13 protein-coding genes are annotated in these 14,068 nt (G+C 67.8%); 7 read left to right on the top strand and 6 right to left on the bottom strand.

Annotated features, from left to right (window positions below; genetic code table 11):
- Positions 1-10 precede the first annotated feature (10 nt).
- The 5 genes from P6F26_RS07270 to pdeM all read left to right on the top strand — a co-directional run bounded on the left by P6F26_RS07270 (position 11) and on the right by pdeM (position 6,079).
- Positions 11-862, top strand: a complete 852-nt coding sequence (locus P6F26_RS07270) for a tetratricopeptide repeat protein (RefSeq protein WP_278028000.1) — start codon at positions 11-13, stop codon at positions 860-862.
- A gap of 6 nt (positions 863-868) precedes the next feature.
- Positions 869-1,372, top strand: coding sequence for a prepilin peptidase (locus P6F26_RS07265; protein WP_278027999.1), 504 nt, complete (start codon positions 869-871; stop codon positions 1,370-1,372).
- 113 nt (positions 1,373-1,485) lie between these two features.
- A complete protein-coding gene (locus tag P6F26_RS07260) occupies positions 1,486-2,805 on the top strand; it encodes an ATPase (protein ID WP_278027998.1) in 1,320 nt (439 codons plus the stop codon).
- A 92-nt stretch (positions 2,806-2,897) separates the two neighbouring features.
- On the top strand, positions 2,898-5,312 hold the full coding sequence (locus P6F26_RS07255) for a ligase-associated DNA damage response DEXH box helicase (protein WP_278027997.1): 2,415 nt from the start codon (positions 2,898-2,900) through the stop codon (positions 5,310-5,312).
- A gap of 41 nt (positions 5,313-5,353) precedes the next feature.
- Positions 5,354-6,079: a ligase-associated DNA damage response endonuclease PdeM gene (gene pdeM, locus P6F26_RS07250; RefSeq protein WP_278027996.1), complete on the top strand. Its 726-nt coding sequence runs from the start codon at positions 5,354-5,356 to the stop codon at positions 6,077-6,079.
- On the opposite strand, the gene P6F26_RS07245 is transcribed toward pdeM, so the two are convergent.
- On the bottom strand, positions 6,018-6,824 hold the full coding sequence (locus P6F26_RS07245; RefSeq protein WP_278027995.1) for a LytTR family DNA-binding domain-containing protein: 807 nt from the start codon (positions 6,822-6,824) through the stop codon (positions 6,018-6,020). The two genes, pdeM and P6F26_RS07245, sit on opposite strands and share 62 nt — an antisense overlap.
- A gap of 109 nt (positions 6,825-6,933) precedes the next feature.
- On the opposite strand from P6F26_RS07245, the gene P6F26_RS07240 reads away from it, so the two are divergent.
- Positions 6,934-7,368: a PaaI family thioesterase gene (locus P6F26_RS07240; RefSeq protein ID WP_278027994.1), complete on the top strand. Its 435-nt coding sequence runs from the start codon at positions 6,934-6,936 to the stop codon at positions 7,366-7,368.
- An 18-nt stretch (positions 7,369-7,386) separates the two neighbouring features.
- Here the strand turns inward: P6F26_RS07240 and folD are convergent, their stop codons facing one another.
- The 3 genes from folD to P6F26_RS07225 all read right to left on the bottom strand — a co-directional run bounded on the left by folD (position 7,387) and on the right by P6F26_RS07225 (position 11,078).
- Entirely contained in the window at positions 7,387-8,286 is a 900-nt protein-coding gene (gene folD / locus P6F26_RS07235) for a bifunctional methylenetetrahydrofolate dehydrogenase/methenyltetrahydrofolate cyclohydrolase FolD (protein WP_278027993.1), read from the bottom strand.
- Between the two features lie 79 nt (positions 8,287-8,365).
- A complete protein-coding gene (locus tag P6F26_RS07230) occupies positions 8,366-10,042 on the bottom strand; it encodes a formate--tetrahydrofolate ligase (protein WP_278027992.1) in 1,677 nt (558 codons plus the stop codon).
- Between the two features lie 439 nt (positions 10,043-10,481).
- Complete coding sequence (locus P6F26_RS07225) at positions 10,482-11,078, bottom strand: MOSC domain-containing protein (protein ID WP_278027991.1); 597 nt, start codon at positions 11,076-11,078, stop codon at positions 10,482-10,484.
- A 157-nt stretch (positions 11,079-11,235) separates the two neighbouring features.
- Between P6F26_RS07225 and P6F26_RS07220 the strand changes: the two genes are divergently transcribed.
- Positions 11,236-11,529 carry a sll1863 family stress response protein gene (locus P6F26_RS07220; RefSeq protein WP_278027990.1) on the top strand — a complete coding sequence of 98 codons (294 nt, stop codon included), beginning with the start codon at positions 11,236-11,238 and terminating at the stop codon, positions 11,527-11,529.
- 8 nt (positions 11,530-11,537) lie between these two features.
- Here P6F26_RS07220 and P6F26_RS07215 read toward each other — a convergent pair whose 3' ends face one another.
- Together P6F26_RS07215 and ftsH are read right to left on the bottom strand one after the other, a co-directional pair.
- Positions 11,538-12,020 carry a hypothetical protein gene (locus tag P6F26_RS07215; protein WP_278027989.1) on the bottom strand — a complete coding sequence of 161 codons (483 nt, stop codon included), beginning with the start codon at positions 12,018-12,020 and terminating at the stop codon, positions 11,538-11,540.
- Positions 12,021-12,129: 109 nt separating this feature from the next.
- Positions 12,130-14,046, bottom strand: coding sequence for an ATP-dependent zinc metalloprotease FtsH (gene ftsH / locus P6F26_RS07210; RefSeq protein ID WP_278027988.1), 1,917 nt, complete (start codon positions 14,044-14,046; stop codon positions 12,130-12,132).
- Between the last annotated feature and the right edge of the window lie 22 nt (positions 14,047-14,068).

Here is a 14,068-nt window from a genome sequence, read left to right as displayed (position 1 = left end):
GAGGCAGAGCATGTCCCCCGTACTCCGGATTGTCCCGGCGTTTCTGGCCGTCATCGGCCTGGCCGCCTGCGATCAGACCCGTGGCTCCGACGTCGATCGCGCCCTCGACCCGTTGAACGTCATCGACCAAACGAACCTCAGCGACGTGATGCTGAGCGCCGCCTCCCCCGACGAGGCGGTGTCCTATTTCCGCCGCACGCTTCAGGAGCAGCCCGATCGCCCCGATCTAAAGCGCGGGCTGGCCAAGAGCCTCGTTCGCGCCGGACGCGCGGCCGAGGCGCTGCCCTACTGGTCCGACCTCGTGGCAGGACCGGACGGCACGCAGGAGGATCGCCTCGACTACGCCGACGCGCTCATCCGCAACGGCGACTGGGAAGCGGCCGAGGCGCAGCTCGACCTGATCCCCCCCACGCTGGAGACCTACGAACGCTACCGGCTGGAAGCGATGGTGGCCGATTCCAACAGCGAATGGGATCGCGCCGAAAGCTTCTATGAGACCGCGGCGGGCCTGACGACGCGCCCGGCCGGCGTGTTGAACAACTGGGGCTTCTCGCGGTTGACCCGCGGCGACCACGATGGCGCCGAGGACCTGTTCCTCGAGGCGATCACCTACGACCCCGATCTGTTCACGGCCAAGAACAACCTCGTTCTCGCCCGCGCCGCGCAGGGCAACTACCAGATGCCGCTGGTGCGCATGACCCAGATCGAGCGGGCGCAACTTCTGCATACCGCGGCGCTGGCGGCAATCCGGCAGGGCCAGGTCTCGACCGGGCGCAACCTTCTGGCCGAGGCGATCGACACCCATCCCCAGCACTTCGACGCCGCCGTCCGGGCCCTCCGCGCGCTGGACCAGGAGGCCTGACCGACGATGACCCTGTCGCTGAGCTACACCGAAGCGCTCTGGTTCCTGCCCCTCGCCCTGCCGATCTGCGTCTGGGTGGCGTTGACGGATCTGCGCTCGATGCGCATCCCCAACGTGGCGGTTCTGGCGCTGTTCGCGGTGTTCCTCGGCGCGGGTCTGATCGTCATGCCGCTGGGCGAGCTTGGCTTTCGCCTGCTTCAGCTGGTGGTCGTCCTGATCGCGGGCTTCATCATCACTTCGCTCGGGCTTGCGGGGGCGGGTGACAGCAAGTTCGCCGCCGCGATGGCGCCCTTCGTCGCGCCGGGCGACTACCTGTTCTTCATCATGCTGTTCTCGCTGGTCCTGATCGCGTCGTGGATCACGCATCGGGGCGCGGGACGCGTGCCCGCGGTGCGCCGCGCGACCGCCGACTGGGCCTCGTGGGAGGCCGGGAAGCTCTTTCCGATGGGCGTGGCGCTGGCAGGCGCTCTGGTGATCTACCTTGCGCTCGGGCTGTCCCGGGGCCTCTGAGCGCAAGGCCAGAACGCGTCCCTTGGGCCGGGGTTTCTCCGCGACAGCGCCGTGAATTCGCCCAAATCGGCGGACAGGTTCCCCCCTGCTGCATGAATGGGGACGCGACCGCCATGAACACCCAAGCCGGACTTCCAGAAAGCTTCGCACCGCCCGCGCTGCGCAAACTCAAGGATACGGGCCTCACGATCGTCATGATGCGGGACATCCTGCTGAAGACGGTCTTCCGCAAGAACGTCGAGAACGCCTCCGAGATCGCAGCCGCCGTCAGCCTTCCCGCGCCGCTCGCGCAGGAGCTCATCGACATGCTGCGCGAGATGGGGCTGATGCAGGCCACCGGAACGCTGCACGCGACTTCCGGCAACGAGATGGGCTATCAGCTCACCGACAGCGGCAAGGCCCGCGCCCTCGATGCGCTGTCGCAGTCGGAATACTACGGCGCGATGCCGGTCCCGCTCGAGGATTACCGCGTCCAGGTGGAACGCCAGTCGATCAGGAACGTCCGCATCACGCGCGACATCCTCGAAGGGTCGATGGGTCACCTGATCCTGCCCGCGGGCCTGATCGACCAGCTCGGGCCGGCGGTGTCCTCGGGGCGTTCGGTCCTGATGTACGGCCCGCCCGGCAACGGCAAGTCCTCCATCGCCGAAGGTATCCGCGCCGCGATGGGCGACCACATCTACATCCCCCATGCGCTGAGCTACGCGGGACAGGTCATCACCATGTTCGACCCCATCGTGCACACGAAGGTCGAGGGGCCGGAGGCCGGGGGCGTCAGCGCGCTGCGCAAGGCGACCGCCCGCCATGACACGCGCTACCTGCTGTGCACCCGCCCGACCGTGATGACGGGGGGCGAGCTGATGCTCAGGATGCTCGACCTCAACTACAACGCCGTCAGCCGCACCTACCAGGCCTCGCTTCAGCTGAAGTCCACGGGCGGCGTCTTCATCGTCGACGACCTTGGCCGCCAGGAAGAGCCGCCGCAGGCCCTGATCAACCGCTGGATCGTCCCGATGGAGGCGGGATACGACATCCTCGCCCTGCAATCGGGCGAGAAGTTCGAGGTGCCCTTCGACACGCTCGTGGTGTTCTCGACCAACTTCCACCCCAACGAGATCTTCGACCAGGCCGCGCTGCGACGGATCTTCTTCAAGGTGAAGATCGATGGCCCGAACCAGAGCGAATTCCTGAAGATCTTCGCGATGGTCGCCCGCAAGAAGGGCGTCCCCCTCAACGAGGAATCGCTGATCCACCTTCTCAAGAAGAAGTATCCGGCGGTCGAGAACGTCTACGCGAACTACCACGCGCCCTTCCTGCTCGACCAGATCAAGGCGATCTGCGACTTCGAGGGCATCCCCTACCAGCTGCGCCCCGACCTGATCGACCGCGCCTGGGAGAACCTCTACGTCCGCGAGGAGAAGATCGTGCACTGACACGGCGCGGTGCGGCGCGGGCGGCGCCCGCACCGCGCTTCGGCCGCCATCTTCCCATGGCTGCGCCGGTCCCGCCGCCCTATATGCGGCGCATGACCCTTCTTCCCCCCGAAATCGACGGCTGGTTCGAGGCGCGCGGCTGGGCGATCCATCCCCACCAGCGCGCCATGCTCGACGCGGCGGACAGGCCCTGCCAGCTGCTCATCGCGCCCACGGGCGGGGGCAAGACGATGGCAGGCTTCCTGCCCACGCTGGCCGAGCTTGCGGATGGCGCGCACACGGGCCTCCACACGCTCTACATCTCGCCCCTCAAGGCGCTGGCCGCCGACATCAGGCGCAATCTCACCGGCCCGATCGAGGAGATGGGCCTGCCTGTCCGGGTCGAGGACCGAACAGGCGACACCCCCTCGAGCCGCAAGCGGCGCCAGCGCGCGGACCCGCCCCACATCCTCCTGACGACGCCCGAAAGCCTCGCCCTCCTGACCTCCTACGAGGATGCGGGCCGCACGTTCGCCGGGTTGAAACGTGTCATCGTGGACGAGATCCATGCGCTCGCCGAATCCAAGCGCGGCGACCAGTTGATGCTGGCGCTGTCGCGCCTCTCAGCGCTCGCGCCCGGCCTGCGCCGCGTGGGCCTGTCGGCCACCGTCGAGGACCCCGAGGCCATCGCCCGCCTTCTCGCGCGCCATCCCGATCCGTGCGACGTGCTCATGGCGGATCCGGGGCCCGACCCCGACATCGCCATGCTGACGACGCCGGAACCGCCGCCCTGGTCCGGCGGCGGCGGGCGCTACGCGATCCCGCGCGTGCTGGAGGAAGTGAAGAAGCACCGCACCACGCTGATCTTCCACAACACCCGCGCGCAGGCCGAGATCTTCTTTCACCACCTGTGGCTCGCCAACGAGGACCAGCTTCCCATCGGCATCCACCACGGCGCGCTCGCCCGCGAGCAGCGCGAGCGCGTGGAGCGCGCGATGACCGAGGGCAAGCTGCGCGCCATCGTCTGCACCGGCACGCTCGACCTCGGGATCGACTGGGGCGATGTGGACCTCGTGATCCAGGTCGGCGCGCCCAAGAACGTCAAGCGGCTGGTGCAGCGCATCGGACGCGCGAACCACCGCTACAACGCGCCCTCAAAGGCCCTCATCGTGCCAGCCAACCGCTTCGAGGTCATCGAATGCGTCGCCGCACTTGCCGCCGTGCGCGAACACGACCTCGACGGCGATCCGCGCGGGCCGGGCCCCCTCGACGTGCTTTGCCAGCACATCCTGATCCGCGCCGCCGCCGGTCCCTTCGACGCCGACACGCTCCATGCCGAGATCCGCACCACCGGCGCCTATGCCGATCTGGACCGCGAGACCTTCGACCGCTGCCTCGACTTCGTGGCCACCGGGGGCTACGCGCTCAGGGCCTATGACCAGTGGCAAAGGCTGATGCGGCGCGCCGATGGCCTCTGGCAGCTTCGCGACCCGCGCACGGCGCAGAAGATTCGCATGAACATCGGCACCATCGTTGACGCCGACAAGATGGCCGTGCGGCTTCACAAGTCGCGCGGCGGCAGGCCGCTGGGCGAGGTCGAGGAATACTTCGCCTCGATGCTCCGCAAGGGCGACACCTTCCTCATCGGCGGCGAGATCGTGCGCTACGAGGGGATGCGCGAGATGGTGGTCGAGGTCACGCGCACGCCGTGGCAGAAACCCAAGATCGCGACCTTCATGGGCACCAAGTTCGCCACCTCCACGCAGCTTTCCGACCGCATCCTGACGATGTTCCGCGCCGAGGACTGGCCGGACCTGCCCGGCCACACCCGCCAGTGGCTGCACCTTCAGCGCGAGGTGAGCCGGCTGCCCGAACGCGACCGGCTGCTGGTCGAAAGCTTCCCCCATGACGGGCGCGAGCACCTGGTGGCCTACGGCTTCGCCGGCAAGAACGCGCAGCAGACCCTCGGCCTCCTTCTGACGCAGCGGATGGAGGCGCAGGGCCTGAACCCGATGGGCTTCGTCGCGACCGACTACGCGACGCTGATCTGGGGCCTCGACGCGGTCGAGGATGCCGAGCCGCTCTTCACCCGAGAAAACCTCGTCGAGACGATGGAGACATGGCTCGCCGACAACGCGGTGATGAAACGGACCTTCAAGGGGTCGGCCGTCATCGCGGGGCTGATCGACCGGTCGATGCCGGGCGGCAAGCGCAAGACCGGGCGGCAGACCGCGTTCTCCACCGACATCCTGTACGACACGCTGCGCAAGTACGATCCCGGTCATGTCATGCTGGAGATCACGCGCGCCGAGGCGATGCGGGGCCTCGTGGACTTCGGCAGGATCGAGGAGATGCTGTCGCGCATCGGCGACAGGATCGACCACGTCCGCCTCGCGCGGGTCACGCCGCTGGCCGCGCCGCTTTTCCTCGAACCCGGCCGCGTGCCGGTCGAGGGCCTCGCAAGCCAGCGCCTGATGGAGGAGGAGGCCGCGCGCCTCATGCAGACAGCGGGGCTGGAGCCCGTCTGAGCCTGTTGCAACCGGCGCACCGGCGTGGCAGTGAACGGAACATGAACGCCAGCAGCCTCCAGGCCCTTGCCTTCACCTTCCGCGGCGAGACCCTCGACGCGCTTCCGTCCGGCGCGCTGCATTGGCCGGCCGAGAGCCTGCTCGTCGTGTCGGACCTGCACCTGGGCAAATCCGAGCGTGCCGCGCGCCGCGGCGGGCCGATGCTGCCGCCCTACGAGGGGATCGACACGCTCACCCGCCTCGCCTCTGACATCGCCGCCACCGGCGCGCGGACGGTCGTCTGCCTCGGCGACAGTTTCGACGATGCCGCCGCGGCCGATGCGCTCGACGACGCGACCGCGGCCCACCTTGCGCCGCTCATGGCCGGGCGGCGCTGGATCTGGATCGAGGGCAACCACGACCCCGGCCCCATCGGCCTCGGCGGGACGCACCTCGCCATCCTGCGCCACGGCCCGCTCAGCTTCCGGCATATCGCCGACACGGGTGCGCAGGGCGAGTTGTCGGGGCATTACCATCCGAAGGCCCGGCTAGCCGGGCGCGGGCGGGGCATCGTGCGGCGCTGTTTCCTCGTCGACCGCGCGCGGATCGTGATGCCGGCCTACGGCACCTATACGGGAGGGCTGCACTGCGACGCGCCCGAGCTTCAGGCGCTGATGCTGGACGACGCGCGCGCCATCCTGCTGGGACAGCCTCCGGTCGCGGTGCCTATGCCTCGTCGTCGCCAAGAAGTCCCGCCGCGCGCACGTCGCGCAGATAGGACCGGCTGACCGGAACCTCGGTGCCGTCCTGCAGCACGGCCACATACCGCTTCCCCGCGGGGCGGACCTCGCTCACCGCGTCGAGCGCGACCCAGTGCGACCGGTGCACCCTGAGGCCGGGCAGCGTGGCGAGTTCGCGAAGGGCATCGCCGAAGCGCATCAGGATGCGGCTGCTGCCCTGCGTGGTATGGACGCGCAGGTAGTGATCGTCGGCGCTGACCCAGCGCAGGTCGCCGCCGATCCACTCCGCCGCCTCGCTGAGGATCTCGGCCCCGGCCGTGACGCCGCCCTGGCCGCCCGCATCGCCCTCCTCCCCGCCCGCCGGTCCGGCACGCAGGGCATGCATGCGCGCATGATGGCGCACGACCACCACCAGAAGCGAGGCGGCGAAGACGGCGGCGACATGATGCAGCAAGGTCATGGACGTGATCACGTGAGGGCCCAGCAGCAGGTCGTTGAACACGCAGACGGACGGGCCAAGCGTCAGCGACAAGGCCGCCGCCCCCACGAGGTCCGTACCCGGCGCGCCAAGCCTCACGACCCTCGGGACCAGCTTTCCGATGACCAGGCCCATCGCGAGACCGACGGCGATGAGCCCGCCCCAATAGACCAGCCGATGCTCGAACGACATGGCGCTGAAGGTGCCCGCCGGACCGACGAGCGCGCACAGGACGGACGACACCGCCCACCCGGCCCCGAAAACGAGCCAGGTGCCATGCCGCCTCGAAAACGGAATGCGCACAGACCAATCCATGTCAGATCAACTCGTTACCCCTGCAACATTATTTCTAGAGAACAATGAAGCCGAAGCAAGCGTTGCCGTCGAGGTTGACATCGCAAGGGCGTCCGCGCCCCATGCAGCCATGGACCGCGAGACCCCGCTCAGCCCCGCCCGCGCAACAGCCATCCGCGACAGTTTCGCGCGACAGGGCCTGATGGGCACGCTGGAGGCGCGGATCGAGACGCTGGCGCCCGGCCGCGTCGTCCTGTCCATGCCGATCGCCCCGCGCGTCGGCCAGCAGCACGGCTTCGCCCATGCCGGGGCCAGCTTCGCGCTCGGCGACAGCGCGGCGGGATATTCCGCGCTCAGCGTGATGCCCGAGGGCAGCGAAGTGCTGACCGTGGAAATGAAGATCAACCTCGTCGCTCCCGCCGCCGGCGCCCGCCTCGTCGCGGTAGGCGAGGTGGTGAAGCCCGGCCGAAGGCTCGTCATCGTCCGCGCCACCGTCATGGCCGAGGATCGGGACGGCCTGCGCAGGGACGTCGCGCTGCTTCAGGGCACGATGATCCCCGCCTGACAGCCCGCACGACGCTCCTCAGGCGGTCAGCCCCTCGGGTTCGGGCAGCCCGTTCACCCGGCAGCAGGCCGTCAGCGTATTGGCGAGGAGACAGGCGATCGTCATCGGCCCGACGCCGCCCGGCACCGGCGTGATCGCGCCCGCCACCTCGGCGGCACTGGCGAAATGCACGTCGCCCACAAGCCGCGTCCTCGTGGCGTCCTCGGGATGGGGAACGCGGTTGATGCCGACGTCGATCACCGTCGCGCCCGGCTTCACCCAGTCGCCGCCGATCATCTCCGGCCGGCCGACCGCCGCCACCAGGATATCCGCCCGGCGGCACACCTCGCCAAGGTCGCGGGTGCGGCTATGCGCCAGCGTCACCGTGCAGCTGTCGCCCAGAAGAAGCTGCGCCATGGGCTTGCCGACGATGTTCGATCGACCGACGACCACCGCCTCGAGCCCCGAAAGATCGCCGTGATGCTCGCGCAGCATCATCAGGCAGCCAAGGGGCGTGCAGGGCACGAGCGCCTTCTGGCCCGTCGCAAGCAGGCCCACGTTCGAGACGTGGAACCCGTCCACGTCCTTCTCCGGCGCGATCGCGTTGATCACCTTGGCCGCGTCGCAATGGCCGGGCAACGGAAGCTGCACGAGGATGCCGTGAACCGCCGGATCGGCGTTCAGCCGCGCGACCAGCGCGAGGATCTCCGCCTCGGGCGTCGACGCGGCAAGGCGGTGCTCGAAGCTCGCCATCCCGGCCTCGGCGGTCTGCCGGCCCTTGTTGCGCACGTAGACCTCGCTCGCGGGATCCTCTCCCACCAGCACGACGGCCAGCCCCGGCACGATGCCGTGGGCGGCCTTCAGCGCCGCCACCTGTTCGGCGACCCGCCCACGTACCTTCGCGGCAAAGGCCTTGCCGTCGATGATTGTCGCGGCCATTCCCGGCTCCTTCATCTTTCTTCAAATACGCTGCTTCGACGGCGGCCCGAAGGCGCGCCGCCAAGCGCCGCGCCATGTCTCAGAACAGGCCTTCGATAAGGCCTTCCCCGTTCAGGCGGATCGTCTCCGATGCCGGCACCTTCGGCAAGCCCGGCATGGTCATGATCTCTCCGCAGATCGCCACGACGAATCCCGCGCCCGCCGACAGCCGCACCTCGCGCACGGGCAGCGTGTGGCCCTCGGGCGCGCCGCGCAGGTTGGGATCGGTCGAGAAGGAATACTGCGTCTTGGCCATGCAGACCGGAAGTCCGCCATAGCCCTGGTCCTCCCACTCCTTCAGCTGGTCGCGCACCTTCCGGTCGGCCGAGACCTCACCCGCGTGATAGATCGACTTCGCCACCGTCTCGATCTTGTCGAACAGGCCCATCGCGTCCTCGTAGAGCGGCTTGAAATCCGCCACGCCGGATTCGGCCAGTTCCACGACCTTGTGCGCCAGCTCCTCGATGCCTGCGCCGCCTTCGGCCCAGTGCCTGCACAGGATCGCCTCCGCCCCCAGGCCCGCGACGTAGTCCTTCACCGCCGCGATCTCGGCCTCGGTGTCGCCCGCGAAGTGGTTGATGCCCACCACCACCGGAACGCCGAACTTCTTCACGTTCTCAACGTGCCGGCCAAGGTTGGCGCAACCCGCCTTCACCGCATTCACATTCTCCGCGCCGAGGTCGGCCTTGGCGACGCCCCCGTTCATCTTCATCGCACGCACGGTCGCCACGATCACCACCGCGTCGGGCGCGAGGCCCGCCTTGCGGCACTTGATGTTCATGAACTTCTCCGCGCCGAGGTCGGCGCCGAAGCCTGCCTCGGTCACGACGTAGTCGGCAAGCTTCAGCGCCGTCCTCGTGGCGATGACCGAGTTGCAGCCATGCGCGATGTTGGCAAAGGGCCCTCCATGGACGAAGGCGGGATTGTTCTCCAGCGTCTGCACGAGGTTGGGCTGCATCGCGTCCTTCAGAAGCACGGTCATCGCGCCGTCGGCCTTGATGTCGCGGCAGAAGATCGGCGATCGGTCGCGCCGGTAGGCCACGATCATGTCCCCCAGCCTCCGCTCGAGGTCCTTGAGGTCGGAGGCGAGGCAGAGGATCGCCATGACCTCCGAGGCCACCGTGATGTCGAAGCCAGTCTGGCGCGGAAAGCCGTTGGCAACGCCCCCGAGCGAGGTCACGACATCGCGCAGCGCACGGTCGTTCATGTCGAGCACCCGCCGCCAGGCCACGCGCCGCTGGTCGATCTCCAGCGTGTTGCCCCAGTAGATGTGGTTGTCGATCATTGCCGACAGCAGGTTGTGCGCTGCCGTGATCGCGTGGAAGTCGCCGGTGAAATGAAGGTTCATGTCCTCCATCGGCACGACCTGCGCATGGCCGCCCCCGGCCGCCCCGCCCTTCATCCCGAAGTTCGGACCGAGCGAGGCCTCGCGGATGCAGATCGCGGCCTTCTTGCCGATCCGGTTCAGGCCGTCGCCAAGCCCGACGGTCGTCGTGGTCTTGCCTTCGCCGGCGGGGGTCGGGTTGATCGCCGTCACGAGGATCAGCTTGCCGTCGGGACGGCCGGCGAGGCCCGCGATGAAGTCCTGGCCGACCTTGGCCTTGTCGTGGCCGTAGGGCAGGAGCGCGTCGGCCGGAATTCCCAGCTTCGCGCCAATCTCCTGGATCGGTCTCTTCCGCGCAGCGCGTGCGATTTCGATGTCGGTCTTGAAGGCCATGGTCTGCGGCTCCCCTCCGCGAGGTCGTGCTTGTCCATTGGCCTATACCGGCCGCAGCGCGCGGCGACAGGATCGATTGCGACACTTCCCCCCGACTTCCCGTCAAACGCGTCAACTTCACGCAGACCGGGTCGTCCACAGGAATTTCGGTGGAGAAGGGGAACTCCCGCCGCGCTCGAAAGCTACCGTTAAGAATTCCGTGGGACATCCGACACGGTGCCGGGTCACACGTCAGGCCACGGAAAGGCAGGCCACTGCAAGGCAGGCCACTGGGCACGTCACGGGGATGGAAGGATAGCGCAATGGTAAAGACCGCCGCAGGTCTGCTCGTCTTCTGGGGTGTCGTCATGGGAATGTCAGCCGCCATCGCCTTCGTCAGCCTCGTCTGACGCGCGAAGGGGCGGGGTACGCCCCTATGCCGGTCCCCGGCCTGCGCGGCCTATGCGCGCGTCGCGGAATGCGGCCAGGCCGGCTGTGCGGGGACGTGAAGGCGCAAGCGCGCGCCAAGGGCGATCCCGCCTTCGCGCTCGACCCAGGCGGTGACGCCGCGCCGATGCCGGGCCGCCGCCTTGAACGCATTGCCGAAGCCGGGATGCACGGCCTCGATCTCGCGCGAGACGAGGTGGCAGGGCAGGTTCTCCATGTCCACCGTCAGCGTCGCGCCGCTGGTCTCGTCCTGCAGGCGCGAGGAAGGCGGGATCAGCGTGAAATCGGGAATGCCGCGCAGGATCATCGTCGCGCCGAACCACGCGGGGTCGAGCCGCGCAAGGCCCATCGCCGCCGCGATCGCGGCGATGTCCTCGTCGGACAGGATCGAGATCTGGCGCACGTTCCGGATTTCCGTCCCCTTGGCATACTGCGCGACGACCCGGCTGTCGGAGGGGCGGGTAAGGCCCGCGTGGCTTTCTCCCTCGGGCCCCGCGAATGTCAGGCGCAGCGCCTCGACCGGCCCGCTGCAAAGCTTCGCCTTCCGGTCGGCGTTCAGGCCGAGCCAGGTCACTTCGGCGACATGGTCGGTTGGGATCAGGGCGGGCATTGCGTCGTCTCCGTTCGCGCTTCGGGTCGGGCGCAATTGACCTCAGGCCGCCCGTGCCCGCAAGCGCGAGCCGCCCCGCGCGCTTTCGTCGCCACCTTTGCAACCGCGACGTGCTAGAGTGGCCCCGAACGCAACAGTGCAATGCGAAGGAGCAGCCATGAGCGCACAGGATGATTTCGTCAAGGAAGCCAAGGCGCAACTCGACAAGTGGAATGCCGAGCTGAAGAAGATGCAGGCCGAGGCCGAGAAGATGACGGCCGAGGGGCAGAAGCAGTTCAAGTCCCATCTCGAAGCGATGGAGAAGCAGCGGCAGGAAGCGCAGGCCAATCTCGAGAAGATCAACAGCGCCAACATGTCGGCGATGCAGGACATGCAGAAGCACTTCCAGGATGCGTGGAAGAGCCTCGAGAAGGGCATGAGCGAGGCCCGCAAGCACTACACCCGCGACTGACGGCGCAGCTACCGGGCGGGCGGGCGGCCCTTCTCGAGGATGTCGTCCACCGTCCGGTAGGTCGCCGGCATGAAGCGCCCGCGCGACCGGCTTTCGGCCCACCACGCCGCACCGCCAGGCGTGGTCAGCATGTCGATGAACATGCTCGCGACCGCCGCCTCGAGGCCTTCCAGCTTCTTGGGCAACGCCTGATTGTGTTTCAGGAAGTTGCCGATGATGTGCACCCCCTGCTCCAGATACATGCCGAAGCGCAGCCTTTCGGCCTCGCTCAGGTCGCCGTAGTCGGCGTGGGCGCGGGTCACGAATTCGGCGAATTCGGGGTCGTTCGTCAGCCCCTTGTAGTCGACCAGCGTCTGCAGGATCTCGCGCCAGTTCGACAGTTCGGCCTGCGTCCGGTTCTGGTGAAGTTCGTAGCCGACGAACACCAGCGAAAGGATGATCGCGAGCGCCGCGATGACGTCGGCGATGTCGCCCAGAACGGAAAGATCCATCGGCAGCCTCCTGCGGCACGGTCGCGTTCATGAAACCGTCAAGCGCGGCGCAGGGCAAGAAAAAGCCCCGCCGAAGCGGGGCCTTGTTCCTGTTGTCGTGCCGGTCGCCTCAGGCGGAGGGCTCGGGCTCCATGCCGCCGGTGTCGGGGTCCGACTTGGGCTTGCGCGTCTTCGGAACCGCGGTCAGCGAGGGGCCGCCGGGCTTGGAGGCGTCGTCGCTGTCGTCGCCCCGGTTGAGCGGCTCGCCGTTGATCACCTTCATGATCTCGACGCCGGTCAACGTCTCGTATTCCAGAAGACCCTGCGCCAGCCTCTCGAGGTCCTCGCGCTTCTCGGTCAGGATGCGCTTGGCCGTCTCGTAGCCGGTGTCGACGAGGCGCTTCACCTCGGCGTCGATGCGCTTCTGCATCTCCTCGGAGTGGTTCGTGCCGCCGCCATAGGCCCCGAGATAGCTCTGCTGTTCGTTGGCGTAGTCGATGTAGCCAAGCTCTTCGGCGTAGCCGAATTGCGTGACCATCGCCCGTGCGATCTTGGACACCTGCTGGATGTCCGACGCCGCACCGGATGTCACGTTCTCCTTGCCGAAGACGAGTTCCTCGGCGACGCGGCCACCCATGGCCATTGCGATCTTCGAGGTGTACTTGGTGAAGGACACCGAAAGCTGGTCACGTTCGGGCAGCGACAGCACGAGGCCAAGCGCCCGGCCGCGCGGAATGATCGTCGCCTTGTGGATGGGATCGTGCTGCGGGACGTTGAGGCCGACGACGGCGTGGCCCGCCTCGTGGTAGGCCGTCAGCTTCTTCTCCTCCTCGGTCATGACCATGGAGCGCCGCTCGGAGCCCATCATGACCTTGTCCTTGGCGTTCTCGAAGTCGTCCATCGTCACGAAGCGGCGATTGACGCGCGCGGCCATCAGCGCCGCCTCGTTCACGAGGTTGGCGAGGTCCGCGCCCGAAAAGCCCGGCGTTCCCCGCGCGATGATCCGCAGGTCCACGTCGGGGCCAAGCGGCACCTTGCGCGAATGGACGCCCAGGATGCGCTCGCGGCCGCGGATGTCGGGGTTCGGGACCTGCACCTGCCGGTCGAAGCGGCCGGGACGCAGCAGCGCGGGGTCAAGCACGTCGGGGCGGTTGGTGGCCGCGACGATGATGATGCCCTCGTTCGCCTCGAAGCCGTCCATCTCGACCAGAAGCTGGTTCAGCGTCTGCTCGCGCTCGTCGTTGCCGCCGCCATAGCCCACGCCACGCGACCGGCCCACGGCGTCGATCTCGTCGATGAAGACGATGCAGGGCGCGTTCTTCTTGGCCTGCTCGAACATGTCGCGGACCCGGCTCGCGCCGACGCCCACGAACATCTCGACGAAGTCCGAGCCCGAGATCGTGAAGAAAGGCACACCCGCTTCGCCCGCGATGGCGCGCGCGAGCAGCGTCTTGCCGGTGCCGGGCGGGCCGACGAGCAGCGCGCCCTTGGGGATCTTGCCGCCAAGGCGCGAGAACTTCTGCGGATTGCGCAGGAACTCGACGATCTCCTCGAGCTCTTCCTTGGCCTCGTCGATGCCGGCGACGTCGTCGAATGTGACGCGGCCATGCTTCTCGGTCAGAAGCTTCGCCTTGGACTTGCCGAAGCCCATCGCGCCGCCGCGGCCGCCACCCTGCATCCGGTTCATGAAGAAGATCCAGATGCCGATCAGCACCAGCACCGGCAGCCAGAGCGAAAGAACGCTCAGGAAGCCCGACTGCTCCTGCGGCTGAGCCTCGATGCGGACGTCGTTCTGGAGAAGCGCCTCGGTCGTGTTCGCGTCAGAGGGCGCGACCGTCGAGAATGAGCCGCTGGACGTCGAGAACTCCACCCGCTCGCCGTCGAGCGTGGCGGTCATCACCTCGCCGTTCTCGACCTGCTGGATGAAGTCCGAGTAGGCCACCGAACGCTGGCTCATCTGCGACTGACCGCCTGAGAACAGGTTGAACAGCGCCAGGATCAGCAGGAACAGGATGACCCAGAATGCGACGTTTCTCGCGTTGCCCAAGGGAAGTCTCCTCAAAAACCGT

Source organism: Roseicyclus salinarum (genome assembly GCF_029624655.1).
Classification (GTDB): domain Bacteria; phylum Pseudomonadota; class Alphaproteobacteria; order Rhodobacterales; family Rhodobacteraceae; genus Roseibacterium; species Roseibacterium salinarum.
This window is presented reverse-complemented; position numbering and strand designations above follow the sequence as displayed.